The sequence below is a fragment of the Jeongeupia wiesaeckerbachi genome (assembly GCF_050916355.1).
Taxonomy (GTDB): Bacteria; Pseudomonadota; Gammaproteobacteria; order Burkholderiales; family Chitinibacteraceae; genus Jeongeupia; species Jeongeupia wiesaeckerbachi.
Genome location: NZ_CP136946.1, coordinates 2,904,414 through 2,922,615, shown reverse-complemented (window position 1 = coordinate 2,922,615; position 18,202 = coordinate 2,904,414). Strand labels below are relative to the sequence as shown.

Annotated in this window: 12 protein-coding genes, 2 tRNA genes and 3 rRNA genes; 4 read left to right on the top strand and 13 right to left on the bottom strand. The window is 58.5% G+C overall.

Annotated features, from left to right (window positions below):
* Window positions 1-196: 196 nt before the first annotated feature.
* Together apbC and R0382_RS14280 are read right to left on the bottom strand one after the other, a co-directional pair.
* The gene (gene apbC / locus R0382_RS14285) at window positions 197-1,282 is read right to left on the bottom strand and encodes an iron-sulfur cluster carrier protein ApbC (protein ID WP_432720405.1); all 1,086 of its coding nucleotides are present in this window, start codon (window positions 1,280-1,282) and stop codon (window positions 197-199) included.
* A 166-nt stretch (window positions 1,283-1,448) separates the two neighbouring features.
* Window positions 1,449-3,722 (bottom strand): patatin-like phospholipase family protein, encoded by a 2,274-nt coding sequence (locus R0382_RS14280; RefSeq protein WP_432720403.1) that lies wholly within the window; start codon window positions 3,720-3,722, stop codon window positions 1,449-1,451.
* A 50-nt stretch (window positions 3,723-3,772) separates the two neighbouring features.
* Here R0382_RS14280 and R0382_RS14275 point away from each other — a divergent pair, with 50 nt between their 5' ends.
* The 3 genes from R0382_RS14275 (at window position 3,773) to R0382_RS14265 (ending at window position 6,346) form a co-directional block, all read left to right on the top strand.
* Window positions 3,773-4,447 carry a glycerophosphodiester phosphodiesterase gene (locus R0382_RS14275; protein WP_432720402.1) on the top strand — a complete coding sequence of 225 codons (675 nt, stop codon included), beginning with the start codon at window positions 3,773-3,775 and terminating at the stop codon, window positions 4,445-4,447.
* 84 nt (window positions 4,448-4,531) lie between these two features.
* A complete protein-coding gene (locus tag R0382_RS14270; protein WP_432720400.1) occupies window positions 4,532-5,845 on the top strand; it encodes an anaerobic C4-dicarboxylate transporter family protein in 1,314 nt (437 codons plus the stop codon).
* A gap of 162 nt (window positions 5,846-6,007) precedes the next feature.
* Entirely contained in the window at window positions 6,008-6,346 is a 339-nt protein-coding gene (locus R0382_RS14265; protein ID WP_432720398.1) for a hypothetical protein, read from the top strand.
* 6 nt (window positions 6,347-6,352) lie between these two features.
* On the opposite strand, the gene R0382_RS14260 is transcribed toward R0382_RS14265, so the two are convergent.
* The 11 genes from R0382_RS14260 to R0382_RS14210 all read right to left on the bottom strand — a co-directional run bounded on the left by R0382_RS14260 (window position 6,353) and on the right by R0382_RS14210 (window position 17,190).
* Complete coding sequence (locus R0382_RS14260; RefSeq protein ID WP_432720397.1) at window positions 6,353-7,216, bottom strand: L,D-transpeptidase family protein; 864 nt, start codon at window positions 7,214-7,216, stop codon at window positions 6,353-6,355.
* A gap of 152 nt (window positions 7,217-7,368) precedes the next feature.
* Window positions 7,369-7,481: ribosomal RNA gene (gene rrf / locus R0382_RS14255) — 5S ribosomal RNA — on the bottom strand.
* Window positions 7,482-7,604: 123 nt separating this feature from the next.
* Window positions 7,605-10,497 (bottom strand): 23S ribosomal RNA (locus tag R0382_RS14250).
* Window positions 10,498-10,745: 248 nt separating this feature from the next.
* Window positions 10,746-10,821 (bottom strand) — tRNA-Ala (locus tag R0382_RS14245).
* Between the two features lie 35 nt (window positions 10,822-10,856).
* A tRNA-Ile gene (locus R0382_RS14240) sits at window positions 10,857-10,933 on the bottom strand.
* Window positions 10,934-10,994: 61 nt separating this feature from the next.
* A 16S ribosomal RNA gene (locus R0382_RS14235) occupies window positions 10,995-12,529 on the bottom strand.
* The 16S, 23S and 5S rRNA genes sit together here with 2 tRNA genes alongside, the layout of an rRNA operon.
* Before the next feature lie 342 nt (window positions 12,530-12,871).
* A complete protein-coding gene (locus R0382_RS14230; RefSeq protein ID WP_432720395.1) occupies window positions 12,872-14,077 on the bottom strand; it encodes an ABC transporter permease in 1,206 nt (401 codons plus the stop codon).
* Window positions 14,005-14,931 carry an ABC transporter ATP-binding protein gene (locus R0382_RS14225; protein ID WP_432720393.1) on the bottom strand — a complete coding sequence of 309 codons (927 nt, stop codon included), beginning with the start codon at window positions 14,929-14,931 and terminating at the stop codon, window positions 14,005-14,007. Before R0382_RS14225 ends, R0382_RS14230 begins: the two co-directional genes overlap by 73 nt.
* On the bottom strand, window positions 14,928-15,863 hold the full coding sequence (locus R0382_RS14220) for an HlyD family secretion protein (RefSeq protein ID WP_432720391.1): 936 nt from the start codon (window positions 15,861-15,863) through the stop codon (window positions 14,928-14,930). The genes R0382_RS14225 and R0382_RS14220 overlap by 4 nt, the downstream gene beginning before the upstream one ends.
* 106 nt (window positions 15,864-15,969) lie before the next feature.
* Entirely contained in the window at window positions 15,970-16,404 is a 435-nt protein-coding gene (locus R0382_RS14215) for a DUF3293 domain-containing protein (protein ID WP_432720389.1), read from the bottom strand.
* Between the two features lie 3 nt (window positions 16,405-16,407).
* Window positions 16,408-17,190 (bottom strand): inositol monophosphatase family protein, encoded by a 783-nt coding sequence (locus R0382_RS14210; protein WP_432720388.1) that lies wholly within the window; start codon window positions 17,188-17,190, stop codon window positions 16,408-16,410.
* Between the two features lie 153 nt (window positions 17,191-17,343).
* Here R0382_RS14210 and R0382_RS14205 point away from each other — a divergent pair, with 153 nt between their 5' ends.
* Window positions 17,344-18,156: an RNA methyltransferase gene (locus R0382_RS14205; RefSeq protein ID WP_432720387.1), complete on the top strand. Its 813-nt coding sequence runs from the start codon at window positions 17,344-17,346 to the stop codon at window positions 18,154-18,156.
* Window positions 18,157-18,202: the final 46 nt, after the last annotated feature.

Genomic DNA, 18,202 nt, shown 5'->3' with positions numbered 1-18,202 from the left:
GTAGTGCACGCCAGCGAACAAGGTAGCTGCTTCACCCGAGGAGACGACTCCAGAAAGCACCACACGGCAAGGCTGGGCCTCTCCGTGCGCCCTATTGAGCACGATGAATCGTCCAGTTCAGGCAAGCGACATGCGATAAGCGCAGGCCCTCACCCCGAGCACCCAATCCACGGCGCCAGCACCAATGACGCCACCGCTATTTCTGGATGACAATCTTCGGGAACTTGGCCGAAAAATCCTGCGCGCGCTCGGCAACGCCGATCGCCACCTTGCGGGCGATGGCCTTGTACAGCGCGGCAATCGCGCCATCCGGATCGGCGGCGACGCTGGGCTTGCCGGCGTCGACGCTGGTACGGATACCCAGATCCAGCGGCAGTTTGCCAAGCAGGCTCACGCCGTAGTCCTCGCCCATCCGGGCGCCGCCGCCTTCACCGAAGATCGGTTCGATATGGCCGCAATTCGAGCACACATGCGTGCTCATGTTCTCGACAATGCCAAGAATGGGCACGCCGACCTTCTCGAACATCTTCAAGCCCTTGCGCGCATCGAGCAGGGCAATGTCTTGCGGCGTGGTGACGATGACCGCGCCGGTCAACGGCACTTTCTGGCTCAGCGTCAGCTGGATGTCGCCGGTGCCCGGCGGCAGGTCGATGATCAGGTAGTCGAGATCGTCCCACAGCGTATCGTTCAGCAACTGTTGCAGCGCCTGGGTCACCATCGGCCCACGCCAGACCATGGGCTGCTCGGGGTCGACCAGGAAGCCGATCGACATCGTCTGCACTCCGTAAGCGATGATCGGCTCGATGTGCTTGTTGTCCGGCGATTGCGGCTTGGCGTCGGCCACCCCCATCATCAGCGGTTGCGACGGACCATAGATATCGGCGTCGAGCAGGCCGACGCGCGCGCCCTCGGCGGCCAGTGCCAGCGCCAAATTGACCGACGTCGTCGACTTGCCGACACCGCCCTTGCCGCTGGCAACGGCAATGACGTTCTTGACGTTCTTGAGCAGCGGCACGCCGCGCTGCACCGCGTGCGACACGACTTGGCTGCGCACGGTCACCGTCGATGCGCCGACGCCTTCGAGCGACACCAGCGCAGCCTCGAACTGCGCCCGGATCGCATCGTGCTGGCTGATCGCCGGATAGCCGAGCAGCACGTCGACATAGGCATGGCCATCCAGCAACTCAAGGCGTTTGATACATTTGCCGGCGACATAGGTCTTGCCGGTATTGGAGTCGACGAGCGGTGCAATGGCCGCTTGCAGGAATTCAGGTTGGGACATCGGAGGTGTTCCTTCGCGCGCGGCGCCAAAAAGGCGGGAGATAAACGACATGATGCGTGGCCGGCAGGCCATGGTTGACTGGATTAGTCGGCTATTTTCGCGGATTGCCCGGACAAAAACAAACGCCCCGCACTGGGCGAGGCGTAAATCGAGCTCAGGTCACGCATCAGTACGGATTGCCCAGCATCACGTAGAAACGTGCTTTCTTGTTGTCGCCATAGGCGCCGGCGATGTAGAACGGGCCGAGGAAGGTATCCATGCCGAGGAAGGCCGTCACCGAGCTGTGCAAATCGTTCTGCGACTTGTCGACCGAATCGAACAGTTGCCCGACCTCCAGCGCTCCGCCGATATAGACCTTGCTGTCCGGCACCAGGAACGACAGCGGGTGATACAGCGCAATCCGGCCGTAGGCCAGCGAGTCGCCGATGATTTCCTGATAGCCGTAGCTGGACAAGTTGAGGAAGCCACCGAGCCACTGTACGTCGTTGAGGTCGTTATCACTGCCACCAGCTTGCGCCACGCCGTGCAGCCTCACATGCCCGCCAAAATCGCCAAGCTTGAAACCCTTGACCAGCGTTGCGGTTGCCTGACTGTATGGATCGAATTGGCCGTCGTCGGAACGCCCGCCAAGCGACTGGTACAACGACGCACTGAAGAGCGCCCCCTCGGTCGGGAAAGCCAGGCTGTCGAGCTGGTCGTAATACAGCCGCAATCGCACCCCCCAGTCCGTCTGGCCAAAGTTCTTCAGCGCATTGCTTGGCGAGCGAGCCTGGTCGTCGCCATCGATATCCCCATCGTCATCGGTATCGAAGTCCGGTATGAAACCGACATCGACAGCACCACGATATTCGTTGTACGCCATACCAAGCCGGACCTCACCGTACTTGCCGTAGCCCGAGCCGATATCGAGTCCGGCGCGCTCTTTCCGGTACTTGTACTGCGCAACCTTGGCGCCATTCAACCAGAAATCGACCGGCTGGTTCTCGACGCTGAAATAAGGCGCCACGAAGGCATAACCGTCGAGTTGCAGCGGCTGATAGAACTCGGTCGCAAACTGGGTGTGATCACCGAGGCGAACCAACGACGCCCACTCGCCCCCCAGACTGTTGATCCAGGTTCGACGGTAACGTGCAGACAGGCTGTAGCGGTTATCCGCATCAAAATCGGTACTCAGCGCCAGGCCAAGATTCAGGTAGTTCGGCCCCCAGCTTTTTTCGACCGGCGTCAGCCGGAACATCTGACCACTATTGGTATCGAGCAATTCATAGTCGAGCTGCGAAAAATCGCCGCTGGCGTAGGTTTTGGTCAGTCGCTCGTTCAGTTGCTCATTGTTCAAGGGCTTACCCGGGGCGATATCCAGCGCCCCCTTCAACACATCCGGATTCACATAATCGAGTTTGGCGACCTGCACTTCGTTGATCGGCTTCGGCACCAACTGCTTGGCCTGCCTGGCCAACGCCCATTTGCGATACTCGGCTGCCGGCAGGGCATAGCGCTCCAGCTCGGGCAACTGCATCTGCGCTGCAGCTTCACCACGCTCGATCAACTGCTTGGCACTACCGAAATCCGTGCTTGAAAGTTTGTCGAGCTGAGGCGTGATCAGGACGTCGCGGCCGCTTGCCAGACTCGCGATCTGGGGACGCTGGTTCTGCAGGATCATCAACCGCGTGTATTGGTCGGCCACCGAAAACAGGTTGTCGATTTCCGAACTCTTGAGCGGGGGCGACGCCACATCGACGGCGATGACGACATCGGCACACAGCTTGCGGGCAACGTCGACCCCCATATTCCGCGACAAGCCGCCATCGACAAGCATATGCCCTTCAAGCGGTACCGGCGGAAAAACCCCGGGTACGGCCATGCTGGCACGCATCGCGCTGACGATGTCACCGTCGCTCAGCACGACCAACTCCCCATTTTCCAGATCGGTGGCAAGGGCACGGTACGGCGTGGCCAATTGGTCAAAGTTGGCCACGGTCCCGCCGTAGGTCAGCTCGCGCAGGAAGTACTCGACCTTTTGCGTGCCGATCGCCGCCTTCGGAAAGGCGATGCTGCCGTTATCGCGCAAGCCAAGCTCGATCGGCACCTGACCGACCCGGTCCAGCTCCTTCTGCCGGAACGACAGGCTTTGTCGCGGCAGGCTGCTGCTCAGCAGCGAGTCCCAGTCTGCTTTCTCGGCTTGATCGATCAGCTCCTCGGGCGTCCGCCCTGCTGCGTAACCGCCGGCAACCAAGGCGCCGATACTGGTCCCGACGATACAGTCGATCGGTACACGCGCATCCTCCAGCGTTTTCAGCACGCCGATGTGCGCCAAACCACGCGCACCTCCGCCACCGAGCACCAGCCCGATCCGCGGACGTGTTGCACTGGCCAGGGCCGTGGTCGACAAAGCGAAGCTCACGGCCAGACAGACCGCTACTCCGGACACAGAACGCCGCATTCAATCCCTGCTAAATTGCTTGTATCGTCAACATTCTATACGGCCACAGCATGCAACTCATCGCCCACCGCGGCCTAGCGCGCACGGTACCGGAAAATACACTCGCCGCGTTTGCTGCAGCATTATCCAGCGGCTTTGATGGCTTGGAAACCGACATCCGCCTCTGTGCAGACGGCGAAGCCGTTTTGTGTCATGACCGTATCACTCCCAACGGCACGCCAGTCGCCGGCCTGACGCGCAAGGCGCTGTCGCAGCAACTCGGCTATTTGGTTCCCACGCTGGCAGAAGCGCTCGATACTTTTCCCGAGGCACTCTGGAACCTGGAAATCAAATCCCCGGACGCGGTCAAACCCGCGTTTGAGATCATCGCTGCCTCACGCCACGCGACCCGCATCCTGCTTTCATCGTTCCGCCATGACATCGTGATCGCCGCTGCAGAACTATTGCAGGTCGATTGCGCGCTGCTTGTCGCCCATCACCCAGTATCGCTGACCGGACTGGTGCAGCAGGCACTGCCGCACGAGCGGCTGCGGAGCATTGTCTGGGATTTCGAAATCGTCGACGCCAGACTGCTGGAGCAGATTGCCGACCTCGGTTTTCGCAGCTACGTCTACGGCGCGCATACACCGTACGAACACGCCTTTTGTCGCGACTACCAGATCAGCGGCATCATCACCGACCACCCCGAATTCGTCGGATTGACGCCGGTACCGGCCCTGCAATAAACGGCAAATCGTCAAGCGTAATCAGGCATTGCATCTGGCGGCGGCATCCGGCAACATCCCGCCGCCTTTTTCCCGGATCGCCCCATGCTTTTGCTTGAATTTGCCATCGTCCTTACCGCCATCCTGATCGGCGCCCGCCTGGGCGGAATCGGCCTCGGCGTCATGGGTGGACTGGGTCTGGCCGTACTGACTTTTGCCTTCGGCCTCAAGCCCGCCACCGCGCCGATCGATGTCATGCTGATGATCGTGGCAGTCATCACCGCGGCCGGCTGCCTGCAGGCCGCAGGCGGCATGGACTATCTCGTACACATCGCAGAGAAACTGCTGCGGCGGCATCCGAAGCGGATTACCTGGTTCGCGCCGCTCGTAACCTATACGTTCACGCTTTTTGCCGGCACGGGTCACGTCGCCTACTCGGTCCTGCCCGTCATCGCCGAAGTCGCGCGCGAATCCGGCATCCGGCCCGAACGCCCGTTGTCGATCAGCGTGATCTCGTCCCAAGCAGGGATCACAGCCAGTCCGATTTCGGCTGCAACGGTCGCGCTACTGTCGCTCCTCGCACCAGCAGGCGTGCACCTGTCGGACATCCTGATGATCGCAATTCCAGCCACCCTGTTTGGCACACTGGCCGGCGCCTTTGTCGCCAGTCGCCTCGGGGTCGAGCTGGATCAGGATCCGGTTTACCAGGCAAGACTTGCCGCCGGCGACCTGCAACCCGACACCAAGACCACGCGCCCCGCCCTGCCCAGCTCAGCCAAATGGTCCGTGTGGATCTTTCTTGCCGCTGCATTTTCAGTCGTGCTGCTTGGGTCGTTCCCGGCACTGCGCCCCGCCTGGGGAAACGGCGATCAAATCGTTCGGCTGGACATGGCACAGGCTATCGAGATGGTCATGCTCTCGGCTTCAGCCCTGATTTTACTGACCAGCAAAGTCAATCCGGATCAAGTAGTGAAGGGCAGCGTATTCCGCGCCGGCGCCGCTGCGGTCATCGGCATTTTCGGGGTCGCCTGGATGGGTGACACGTTCATCCAGGGCAATATGGGGTTCTTCGCAGACAACATCCAATCGGCAGTCACGACGGCACCCTGGCTATTTGCGCTGGCGCTGTTCGCGATGTCGATCCTCCTCTATTCGCAGGCAGCGACAATCCGGGCATTGATGCCCCTCGGCCTGGCGCTCGGCTTACCCATCCCGGCCTTGATCGCGATGTTCCCCAGCGTCAACGGCTACTTCTTTATTCCCAACTATCCGACCGTCATTGCGGCCATCAATTTCGACCAGACGGGTACCACACGCATCGGCCGCTGGTTGCTCAACCACAGTTTCATGCTTCCTGGCCTGACTTGCTCGATTACCAGTGTCAGCAGCGGTTTCCTGCTCAGCCACCTGCTGATGTGAGCACGGCAGTTCACTGTTTTAGTGAATAAATCACGCACTTGAAGGTAAATCAGCCATCGCGGCCATGACCGGCCAACCGGATGATGGGGGCTTGTAAAAATTGTTGCGCAACACCACCAACTGCCGGTGGATTGTGCAGCCGCACCGCCATCCGAGATCCCTATGCGTCTGACGCAACTACCATCGCCGCGCCTCCCCAAGGCATCCGCCGTATCGCACCTTGCCGGCCTCGAACTACGAACACCCGACGCGGCTTCGGACGAAGTCGAATTTGGGCAGCGGCTGCTAGGCCAGCTGAATCCGGTCGTGACAGCAAGCACCGTGGCAGAGGGCAACGACCACATGAACGACGATTGGTCAGACCGATTGATCTTCACCCTCATGCACAACGTCAATCGCCAGCGAAGCAACGAACCTGCCATCAAAAGTCATCGGCAGCTCAGTGATACCTATCAGAACACCCTCGCCCCCGAGACGCAGCGCCAACACGCACTTGCCTGAGCGCGTCTAGAGCACGTAGCGATAGCGCCGGACAAGGCCGATCTCGCTAGTGAAAGCGGCACTCACCAGCCGCCAACCCTGCGCAGGTTGCGACGGCGCAAGCATATCCACGTGCCGCCACCCGAGCGAGCGCGCCTCTTCGGCCAGAGCAGCCAATAAACGATCAACCTGCCCAGCGCCCTGATCGGTGAGCTGCAACCATGCAGTGCCGCCCAATGACAAGCCACCGACACCTTCGCAATGCCCCTGCTGCTGCCATAGCGCAAACACTCGGCCGACCGAACCGTCATCCGCTTCGACAACAGGGCTGACCGGGCCAGGCAGAGACCACGCCTTCAGTCCCTCTACCTCGATTGCCGCGGTCACCGGATAAACCAGCCAGTCGATGTCCGCCGCGACAATATCCACTTCGGCGCCCGGCCTCAGCACCTCAAATAATGTCACCAAGTCGGTGTTACGCATGCGAATGCACCCATGCGAGGCAGGGGTTCCCATGGGTTCGCCATCAGGTGTGCCGTGAATGTAGATGTAGCGCGCCATCGTATCCACGCCCCCCCGCCGGTTGAACCCCGGCACTCTCCCCGTAAGCCAGATAATGCGAGTCAAAATCCAGTCTCGTTCCGGCTGCGCCGATGCGAGCTCAGCGGAATACACCTCACCGGTCAGGCGACGGGAACGGAAGACCGCGCCGATCGGAGCATTCGCCCCAATCATCGCCCGAATGGCATGGCGCCCTCGAGGAGTCTGATAACTCCCCCCCTGCTCTCCTGCGCCATTTAAAGCAGTGGAAACGGGAAATTGATTGAGCACCACACCCAGGGCTGTGATGAGGGTCAATTGCTGCGAGGCAAGGTCGATAACAATACGCATAACAAGATGGTGCCATGACGGCACGCTCAAGAAAACCTTGAGTGACTTTGGCAATTCAACGTATTGGCTTGGGTTTCACGAATAGAAATCCTGCTACGCGCCCGCAAAGCAAAAACCCCCTGCAGCGTAGCTGCAGGGGGTTTGCATGGGGAGTCTGGCGATGACCTACTTTCACACGGGAACCCGCACTATCATCGGCGCTGAGTCGTTTCACGGTCCTGTTCGGGATGGGAAGGCGTGGGACCAACTCGCTATGGTCGCCAGACGTAACTGGTGGAGTTACGACTGTATTAGTCATATCTCTGAATTCGATAGAAGAAGCAATGACTCGGGTTTGATATTTTACGAGCCTTGTCGCAACACACCCGAACCACGCGGTTCAGGTTATAGGATCAAGCCTCACGGGCAATTAGTATCGGTTAGCTTAACGCATTACTGCGCTTCCACACCCGACCTATCAACGTGGTGGTCTTCCACGACCCTTCAGGTGGCTCAAGGCCACAGGGAAATCTCATCTTGAGGCTAGTTTCGCGCTTAGATGCTTTCAGCGCTTATCTATTCCGCATTTAGCTACCCGGCGATACCACTGGCGTGATAACCGGTACACCAGAGATGCGTCCACTCCGGTCCTCTCGTACTAGGAGCAGCCCCCCTCAAATTTCCAACGCCCACTGCAGATAGGGACCAAACTGTCTCACGACGTTTTGAACCCAGCTCACGTACCACTTTAAATGGCGAACAGCCATACCCTTGGGACCGGCTACAGCCCCAGGATGTGATGAGCCGACATCGAGGTGCCAAACTCCGCCGTCGATGTGAACTCTTGGGCGGAATCAGCCTGTTATCCCCGGAGTACCTTTTATCCGTTGAGCGATGGCCCTTCCATACAGAACCACCGGATCACTATGTCCTGCTTTCGCACCTGCTCGACGTGTCAGTCTCGCAGTCAAGCTACCTTGTGCCATTACACTATCAGTACGATGTCCGACCGTACCTAGGTAACCTTCGAGCTCCTCCGTTACACTTTGGGAGGAGACCGCCCCAGTCAAACTGCCTACCATGCACGGTCCCCGATCCGGATAACGGACCAAGGTTAGAACCTCAAAGGGGTCAGGGTGGTATTTCAAGGACGGCTCCACTGAAACTAGCGTTCCAGCTTCAAAGCCTCCCACCTATCCTACACAAACCACTTCAAAGTCCAATGCAAAGCTACAGTAAAGGTTCACGGGGTCTTTCCGTCTAGCAGCGGGGAGATTGCATCTTCACAAACACTTCAACTTCGCTGAGTCTCAGGAGGAGACAGTGTGGCCATCGTTACGCCATTCGTGCGGGTCGGAACTTACCCGACAAGGAATTTCGCTACCTTAGGACCGTTATAGTTACGGCCGCCGTTTACCGGGGCTTCGATCAAGAGCTTGCACCCCATCAATTAACCTTCCGGCACCGGGCAGGCGTCACACCCTATACGTCCACTTTCGTGTTAGCAGAGTGCTGTGTTTTTGATAAACAGTCGCAGCCACCTTTTCACTGCAACCTCTTCAAGCTCCACGAGCAAGTCGCTTCACCCTACAGAGGCACACCTTCTCCCGAAGTTACGGTGTCAATTTGCCGAGTTCCTTCTCCTGAGTTCTCTCAAGCACCTTAGAATTCTCATCCTGCCCACCAGTGTCGGTTTGCGGTACGGTCAATTCTGAGCTGAAGCTTAGTGGCTTTTCCTGGAAGCATAGGATCAATCACTTCAGTGCCAATGGCACCTCGTCATCACGCCTCAGTGTTAACAGGGATCCGGATTTGCCTAAACCCCCCACCTACACGCTTAAACCACCTATTCCAACAGATGGCTGACCTACCTTTCTCCGTCCCCACATCGCACTCAGAATCGGTACAGGAATATTAACCTGTTTCCCATCGACTACGCTTTTCAGCCTCGCCTTAGGGGCCGACTCACCCTACGCCGATTAACGTTGCGTAGGAAACCTTGGGCTTTCGGTGAACGGGCTTTTCACCCGTTTTAACGCTACTCATGTCAGCATTCGCACTTCCGATACCTCCAGCAACCTTTACAAGTCACCTTCACAGGCTTACGGAACGCTCCCCTACCATATGTGCCTAAGCACATATCCGCGTCTTCGGTTATCAATTTGAGCCCCGTTACATCTTCCGCGCAGGACGACTCGACCAGTGAGCTATTACGCTTTCTTTAAATGATGGCTGCTTCTAAGCCAACATCCTGGCTGTCTATGCCTTCCCACCTCGTTTTCCACTTAATTGATCATTTGGGACCTTAGACGGCGGTCTGGGTTGTTTCCCTCTTGACACCGGACGTTAGCACCCGATGTCTGTCTCCCAAGCTCGCACTTAACGGTATTCAGAGTTTGCCATGGTTTGGTAAGTCGCGATGACCCCCTAGCCATAACAGTGCTTTACCCCCGTTAGTGATACTTGAGGCACTACCTAAATAGTTTTCGGGGAGAACCAGCTATTTCCAAGTTTGTTTAGCCTTTCACCCCTATCCACAGCTCATCCCCTAATTTTGCAACATTAGTGGGTTCGGACCTCCAGTGCGTGTTACCGCACCTTCATCCTGGCCATGGATAGATCACTTGGTTTCGGGTCTACGCCCAGCAACTAATCGCCCTATTCGGACTCGGTTTCCCTACGCCTCCCCTATTCGGTTAAGCTCGCTACTGAACGTAAGTCGCTGACCCATTATACAAAAGGTACGCAGTCACGGAACAAGTCCGCTCCCACTGTTTGTATGCATCCGGTTTCAGGATCTATTTCACTCCCCTCCCGGGGTTCTTTTCGCCTTTCCCTCACGGTACTGGTTCACTATCGGTCGATCACGAGTATTTAGCCTTGGAGGATGGTCCCCCCATGTTCAGACAGGATTTCTCGTGTCCCGCCCTACTTGTCGTACGCTTAGTACCACGATGGTCTTTTCGTATACGGGGCTATCACCCACTATTGCCGGCCTTTCCATGCCGTTCTACTAAGACTACCGCTATCACGTACAGGCTCTTCCCATTTCGCTCGCCACTACTTTGGGAATCTCGGTTGATTTCTTTTCCTCCGGCTACTTAGATGTTTCAGTTCGCCGGGTTCGCCTCACATGACCTATGTATTCAGTCATGGATACACCAAAAGGTGTGGGTTTCCCCATTCGGATATCTGCGGATCAAAGCTCGTTTGCCAGCTCCCCGCAGCTTTTCGCAGGCTGCCGCGTCCTTCATCGCCTGTGATCGCCAAGGCATCCACCAGATGCACTTAGTCGCTTGATCCTATAACCTCAAACACGTAGTTCAAGATTACAAGTTGTGTTTGCGACTTCGAATTCTCTCGAATTCAAAACTCGATGCAATCAAACCCATTCATTACTGAATAAATTTGAGTTTTGCTTCTTCTATCTTGTTAAAGAGCGATACAGAGAATAAATTCTCGTCCAACTGAAACAGTCAGAATTAAAACCACTGACAATCGCCAATGCCTTTAATACTGAGTCCTTCCAGACTAAACCACACAAAAGTAGTGGTGGAGGCAGACGGGATCGAACCGACGACCCCCTGCTTGCAAAGCAGGTGCTCTCCCAACTGAGCTATGCCCCCATCGGATCAAACTGTTTGTCCATCCGCAAAGCAAATGGTGGGTCAAGCTGGAATCGAACCAGCGACCCCCGCCTTATCAAGACGGTGCTCTAACCGACTGAGCTACTGACCCAGTTCTCCGTATCTCTAACGTACAGCCGATGAGTGTGAATGCTTAATGAGGCATTATCTTTAAAGGAGGTGATCCAGCCGCAGGTTCCCCTACGGCTACCTTGTTACGACTTCACCCCAGTCATGAATCCTACCGTGGTAACCGGGCTCCCGAAGGTTACCCTAGCTACTTCTGGTAAAACCCACTCCCATGGTGTGACGGGCGGTGTGTACAAGGCCCGGGAACGTATTCACCGCGACATGCTGATCCGCGATTACTAGCGATTCCGACTTCACGCAGTCGAGTTGCAGACTGCGATCCGGACTACGATTGGTTTTATGGGATTGGCTCCACCTCGCGGCTTCGCGACCCTCTGTTACCAACCATTGTATGACGTGTGAAGCCCTGGTCATAAGGGCCATGAGGACTTGACGTCATCCCCACCTTCCTCCGGTTTGTCACCGGCAGTCCCATTAAAGTGCTCAACTGAATGGTAGCAACTAATGGCAAGGGTTGCGCTCGTTGCGGGACTTAACCCAACATCTCACGACACGAGCTGACGACAGCCATGCAGCACCTGTGTTCTAGCTCCTTACGGCACTCCCAAATCTCTTCGGGATTCTAGACATGTCAAGACCAGGTAAGGTTTTTCGCGTTGCATCGAATTAATCCACATCATCCACCGCTTGTGCGGGCCCCCGTCAATTCCTTTGAGTTTTAACCTTGCGGCCGTACTCCCCAGGCGGTCTACTTCCCGCGTTAGCTGCGTTACTAAGCTCCGAAAAGCCCAACAACTAGTAGACATCGTTTAGGGCGTGGACTACCAGGGTATCTAATCCTGTTTGCTCCCCACGCTTTCGTCCATGAGTGTCAGTATCAGCCCAGGGGGTTGCCTTCGCCATCGGTGTTCCTCCGCATCTCTACGCATTTCACTGCTACACGCGGAATTCCACCCCCCTCTGCCGTACTCTAGCGAGCCAGTCAGCAATGCAGTTCCCAGGTTGAGCCCGGGGCTTTCACATCGCTCTTAACAAGCCACCTGCGGACGCTTTACGCCCAGTAATTCCGATTAACGCTTGGACCCTACGTATTACCGCGGCTGCTGGCACGTAGTTAGCCGGTCCTTATTCTTCAGGTACTGTCATCCCCGACCCGTATTAGGGGCCAGGATTTCCTCCCTGACAAAAGGGCTTTACAACCCGAAGGCCTTCTTCACCCACGCGGCATTGCTGGATCAGGCTTTCGCCCATTGTCCAAGATTCCCCACTGCTGCCTCCCGTAGGAGTCTGGGCCGTGTCTCAGTCCCAGTGTGGCGGGTCGTCCTCTCAGACCCGCTACTGATCGTTGCCTTGGTAGGCCTTTACCCTACCAACTAGCTAATCAGCCATCGGCCGCTCCAATAACGTGAGGTCTTGCGATCCCCCACTTTCCCCCTCAGGGCGTATGCGGTATTAGCTTGCCTTTCGGCAGGTTATCCCCCATTACTGGGCACGTTCCGATGTATTACTCACCCGTTCGCCACTAACTTGCGGAGCAAGCCCCGCAAATCCGTTCGACTTGCATGTGTAAAGCATGCCGCCAGCGTTCAATCTGAGCCAGGATCAAACTCTTTCGTTTAATCACTGAATAATTGCGCACTTGCGTTAACTCAAAGAATTCGCCCAAGCACCGAAGCGCTCAAGCCAGTTCTATTTCATTAAGTGCAAGTACTTGATGCACTCATCAAGCACTCACACTCATCGGCTGTAATTTGTTAAAGATCGCTTGCTTCTGAACACTTCGCTCGGTAAACTCAGCGGGTTTCGCTTCGTTTCTTTCGCTGCGTCATCAGCAGAGAACGCAACTTTAAGCACTTCCCCTCCCCCCGTCAACACCCCGATCGAAAGAATTTCACGCCGAACCGATAAACCGTTGATCGGACAGCGAAATTTATTCAGCCCAAAATCGAGCCCCTCGCCATCAATCGAGCGTATGCCGATAAAAGCGCACCGCAATCAGCATCACCACGGCCGTAAACAGCAATAAAGGCCAGATACTGGGCCAAAGTTCGACCCAGCCATTGCCTTTAAGCAGGATGCCGCGGACCAAACGATTGAAGTGTGTCAGCGGCAGCAGGCTACCGATCGCCTGCGCCCAGCCCGGCATGCCCTGAAACGGGAACATGAAGCCGGAGAGCAGCATGTTCGGCAGAAAGTAGAACATCGTCAGTTGCATCGCCTGCAACTGGTTCTGCGCCAGTGACGACAGCGTGATGCCCACGGTGAGGTTGGCTGCAATGAATACCAGCACCGATACATAGACAGCCAGCAAGCCCCCAGCAAACGGGACGCCAAACACATAACGCGCCGCCAGCAAGATGATGCTTGCCTGCAGCAGACCGATCGCCACGTACGGAACGATCTTGCCGGCCATCACCTCGATCGGCCGCACCGGGGTAGCCAGCAGATTTTCCATCGTGCCGCGCTCGCGCTCCCGCGTCATCGCCAAGCCGGTCATCATCACCATCGTCATGGTCAGGATGACGCCCATCAAACCCGGCACCGTATTGAACTGGGTATTCCCTTCGGGGTTATACAAGCGATGCACCCGCACTTCGAACGCTGCGGGACCACCAGCCAGCGGCACCGATACGCCGCGCAAGTCCTTCTCAGCCACCGACACGGCCAATTGCTGCACGGCCGACAGCGCGATCGATGTCGCCATCGGATCGGTTGCATCGGCCTCGACCAGCAAGGCCGGACGCTCACCGCGCAGCAGAGACCGCGTGAATCCAGCCGGGATATTAAGAACGAATTGCACATCACCACGCGCCAGCGCTGCGCGCGCCCGCGCCTCATCCGGCAGCTCCCCAACGATCCTGAAATAGTCCGAGTTGCGCATTGCCGCGACGTAGCTACGGGTGAATTCGCTGTGATCGGCGATCACGACGGCGGTCGGCATCTGCTTGGGATCACTATTGATGGCATAGCCAAACAGGGTGAGCTGGACAATGGGCAAGCCGATGATCATGCCGAAGGTGACTCGATCCCGCCGCAGCTGTAGGAACTCCTTCAGAACGATGCCCCACCAGCGCCCCAGCGCCGTGCGCCAACTCATGCGCCCACCCCGGCCCGGGACATCATATATATGAACACATCCTCCAGACCCGTCTCGATCAACCGGCATTGATAGTCTGTGCCGACCAGTTCGCGCCTCAGCGTTGCCTCCAGCAGCCCCCCCCCTCGACCACTGACGTGCATCGTGTCGCCAAATGCAACGGTCTGATCAACCCCGGGCTGCCCCCGAAGGCGTTGCGCCAGTTCAACCAGCCCCGCGCCACCGATTTGCCAGGTTGCCAGTTTTTGCGCGGCGACGATCTCGGCCGCCGTCCCTCGCGCCAGCAGCCGGCCATCCGCGATATAAGCAAGTTTGTGGCAGCGCTCGGCCTCATCCATATAGTGCGTACTTACCAACACCGAAACACCGCGCGCTGCAAGCCGGTGCAACTCCTCCCAGAAATCACGCCGCGCCGCAGGGTCGACGCCGGCGGTTGGCTCATCCAGCAACAGGAGCTCTGGCTCGTGCAACATGCATGCGGCCAGTGCCAGCCGCTGCTTCCAACCACCGGACAACGCGCCCGCCAATTGTCCGGCACGGGCCATCAGCCCGAGTTGGCCGAGTGCCGCATCAACCCTGGCCCGACGCCCGCTCAAACCGTAGACCCGCGCAACGAAGTCGAGATTTTCGCGGACCGTCAAATCATCCCAGAATGAAAAGCGCTGCGTCATATAGCCGACCCGTCGCTTGATTTCCTCGCGCTCCCGCCGGATGTCGAAGCCAAGGCAATGGCCCTCACCCGCATCAGGCGTCAGCAGCCCGCACATCATCCGGATCGTCGTCGTCTTGCCACTGCCGTTCGGCCCGAGAAAGCCGAAAATTTCGCCGCGCTTCACCTGCAAGGCCATATCGTCGACCACCAAACGGCCACCAAACCGCTTGCTCAAGCCCTTAATGTCGATGGCCAGCGCGTCGGCGATCACAACGCCACCGTAACCGGCTGCCCCGGATGCAGCGCGGCTGCATTCGCAGGCTCGGGATACGCCTCAATCATGAACACCAATTTGGCGCGTGTTTCATTGCTGAAAATAATCGGTGGCGTGTATTCGGCATGTGGCGATACGTAGTTCACCGTTGCCACGAGCGGTTTCGCGCAGCCATCGCAACTCAGACGCAACCGCTGGCCGACCCGGATCGCGCCAAGCCGCGGCTCGGGAACAAAAAACCGGATCTTGATATTCCCGGGCGGCAGCATCCGCACCACCGGGCTGCCGGCAGGCACCCACTCGCCCTCGCGATATATCGTATCGAAGACCAGCCCGGCCACCGGCGCCCGTACCGACTTCTGCGCCAGTCGCCAATCGGCCTGTGCCAGCGCGGCCCTGGCCGCCTCGACTTGCGCCGCCTGCGCCTTGATCTGCGCATCCCGGCCCGGCAGACGGGCCACGTCGAGCTGACGCTGCAATTCCAGCACGCGCGCCGCATCCGCTTCGAACTGCGCCCGGCTTTCGTCGAACCTTGCCTGCGAGACAAAACCGCTACGGAGTTGAGCCTCATCCCGCGCCAGCTGCAAACTGGACTTGCGCGCCTGTGCCATCGCCTGCTCAAGCTGCGCCCGGATCACGTCAATTTCCTGGGGTCGCTTGCCGGTCTGCAGATCGGCAAGCTGTGCGGTAGCAGCATCGAGCTGGCGTTGCGCCTGCTGCTGCGCCGCCCTTTCGTCGACGGCGTCGAGCACGAACAGCGCGGCATCACGCGTCAGCACCTGACCACGCCGCACCATCAGTCGATCCAGCCGCCCCGACTGCGAAGCGGCAAGCTGGACAAACTCGCCTTCGACGTAGCCCTGAAAGACATCGGGCGTCGGGCCACCACACGCGGCCAGCAGCAAGGTGAAGCACAACGGTGCACGCATGACGTCCACCCCGGAACGAAGGCGCAACAATATCCCCGCCCTCGCCCGACTGCGACGACAACGGCCTTGATACTGCTCAATAGTGCACGGAAGGAAAAACGTCGAATCAAACTAGCGAAGAATCGTCGCACCAGCACAGCGTTGCCGGGCCATTCAACGCGCCTTGGACCACGGCATGCTGATCAAAATCACGCCCCAGCCGGAGCGCGCCGGCCTGCGACACGCCGAGCACCAACGCCGACGGCTCAGGCGCCCAGCCGGGCTGCAGCGGTTCGCCCGCACCTTCGAAGCAAACCAGGCCGCGGTGACGCAGCAGATCCAGCAAATTCTGGTGCCGCGCACGATTTTCGTACTCGCACAGCGCCACGGAGCGCGGATTCGCCGCCGAGACGAAAGCCCACGCAACAACGCCGTGCTGCAGCAGCACGGCGTCGAGATCGGGGTGATGCAGGCCGATGCGCAAGCTGAGCCCCAGCGCCGGCACCACATAGCGCGTGGCACGATAGGCGGCGTCGAGTCGCTGGCGCTCGGCTTGATTCATTACTTAGATATTGTGCTGCTTGATCATTTGCAGCATCTGACCGAACACGCGCGGTGTGCCGCAGAGCACGTCACCGGATTCGAGGAATTTCTCTTCACCGGCAAAGTCGGTCACCAGACCACCGGCCTCTTGCACCAGCAGCGTGCCGGCTGCGATGTCGACGAGCTTCAGGTCGAACTCGAAGAAACCGTCAAAGCGACCGCAAGCGACGTAGGCCAGATCCAGCGCGGCAGCACCCGGGCGGCGCACGCCGGCAGCCTTTTGCGCCATTTCGCGGAAGATGGCCATATAGGCATCGAGGTTGTCGAACTTGGTGTACGGGAAACCGGTACCGATCAGCGCGTCGGACAGATCGCGCACCTTGGAGACGCGAATACGGCGATCGTTCAGGAAGGCACCGACGCCGCGCGTCGCGGTGAACAGATCGTTGCGGTTCGGATCGTAGACGACGGCCTGGGTGATCACACCGCGATGTTCCAGTGCAATCGACACCGCGTATTGCGGGAAACCGTGCAGGAAGTTGGTGGTACCATCGAGCGGATCGATGATCCACACGTATTCCGAGTTGCCGCGCGCACCGGATTCTTCGGCGATGATCGCGTGCGTCGGGTAGGCCTCGAGGATGGTCTCGATAATGGCCTGTTCGGCGGCACGATCGACTTCGGAGACGAAATCGTTGTGGCCTTTCTTTTCCGGGGTGAGCAGGTCGAGGTTGTTCGACGCGCGCTGGATGACAGAGGCGGCGCGACGGGCGGCACGAACGGCCGTGTTGAGCATCGGATGCATTGCGGGTTCCTGTAGCGGTCAAAGCGGATCAACGGGAACGCGGACCGACAGACTCGGTCATGCAACGCGATGCAAATTGTCTGCGATCTGGCGCGCGCGCCGGATCCGCCTTGTAAAGATCGAAAATCGGTCCCCATTGTAACCGTAACAGCGATGAATCCCAATACCTCCGGCAATACCCCGAATCCGGCCCAGGCCGCCAACCTCGAAGCCAATCAACAGCTTGCGCACTTTCGCGTCATCCTGTCGCACACTTCGCACCCGGGCAATATCGGCTCGGCCGCCCGGGCGATGAAAACCATGGGTCTGACGCGACTGTATCTCGTCAATCCCAAGGAGTTTCCGTCCGAGGTCGCCGTGTCGCTGGCGTCGAATGCGCACGACCTGCTCGACAACGCCATCGTGGTCGGCTCGATGGCCGAGGCACTCGCCGGCACGACGATGCAGGTGGCGATGACCGCCCGCCGCCGCGAATTGGCCCAGCCGCTGCAGACGCCGCGACAACTCGCCCCCGAGCTGATTGCCGAAGCCCGCCAGGGCGGCGAGATCGCACTGGTGTTCGGCACCGAAATGAGCGGCCTGACCATCGACGAAGTCCAGTTATGCAACCGCCGGGTCACCATCCCGACCAATCCGGACTACTCGAGCCTGAACCTGGCGCAAGCTGTGCAGGTGCTTTGCTACGAGCTGCGCGCCACACTGCTCGACGACGTGAGTTACCTTGAGGAACAGCGCAATCTGGCCAGCCACGAGTACATCGAGCTGTTCTATACGCACCTCGAAGAAACGCTGACAACGATCGGCTTCCTGCGTCCCAAGGCACCGAAGCGGCTGATGCCCCGGTTGCGGCGCATGTACCAGCGTATCGGGCTGGAGCAGGAGGAAGTCGACATCCTGCGCGGCATTCTGCGCGCCACGCTGGAATTCGACCGCAAGCAGCACCCGGACGATCCGGCGGACAAGTAATGGCAAACGGGGCGCTCAGCCCCGTTTTTTTATCAGTGCGCCGCCG

Bases quoted from the DNA above. Each gene is read 5' to 3' on its own strand.
- apbC (WP_432720405.1), bottom strand. From the start codon at position 1,282: ATGTCCCAACCTGAATTCCTGCAAGCGGCCATTGCACCGCTCGTCGAC.
- R0382_RS14280 (WP_432720403.1), bottom strand. From the start codon at position 3,722: ATGCGGCGTTCTGTGTCCGGAGTAGCGGTCTGTCTGGCCGTGAGCTTC.
- R0382_RS14275 (WP_432720402.1), top strand. From the start codon at position 3,773: ATGCAACTCATCGCCCACCGCGGCCTAGCGCGCACGGTACCGGAAAAT.
- R0382_RS14270 (WP_432720400.1), top strand. From the start codon at position 4,532: ATGCTTTTGCTTGAATTTGCCATCGTCCTTACCGCCATCCTGATCGGC.
- R0382_RS14265 (WP_432720398.1), top strand. From the start codon at position 6,008: ATGCGTCTGACGCAACTACCATCGCCGCGCCTCCCCAAGGCATCCGCC.
- R0382_RS14260 (WP_432720397.1), bottom strand. From the start codon at position 7,216: ATGCGTATTGTTATCGACCTTGCCTCGCAGCAATTGACCCTCATCACA.
- R0382_RS14230 (WP_432720395.1), bottom strand. From the start codon at position 14,077: ATGCCGGTTGATCGAGACGGGTCTGGAGGATGTGTTCATATATATGAT.
- R0382_RS14220 (WP_432720391.1), bottom strand. From the start codon at position 15,863: ATGCGTGCACCGTTGTGCTTCACCTTGCTGCTGGCCGCGTGTGGTGGC.
- R0382_RS14215 (WP_432720389.1), bottom strand. From the start codon at position 16,404: ATGAATCAAGCCGAGCGCCAGCGACTCGACGCCGCCTATCGTGCCACG.
- R0382_RS14210 (WP_432720388.1), bottom strand. From the start codon at position 17,190: ATGCATCCGATGCTCAACACGGCCGTTCGTGCCGCCCGTCGCGCCGCC.
- R0382_RS14205 (WP_432720387.1), top strand. From the start codon at position 17,344: ATGAATCCCAATACCTCCGGCAATACCCCGAATCCGGCCCAGGCCGCC.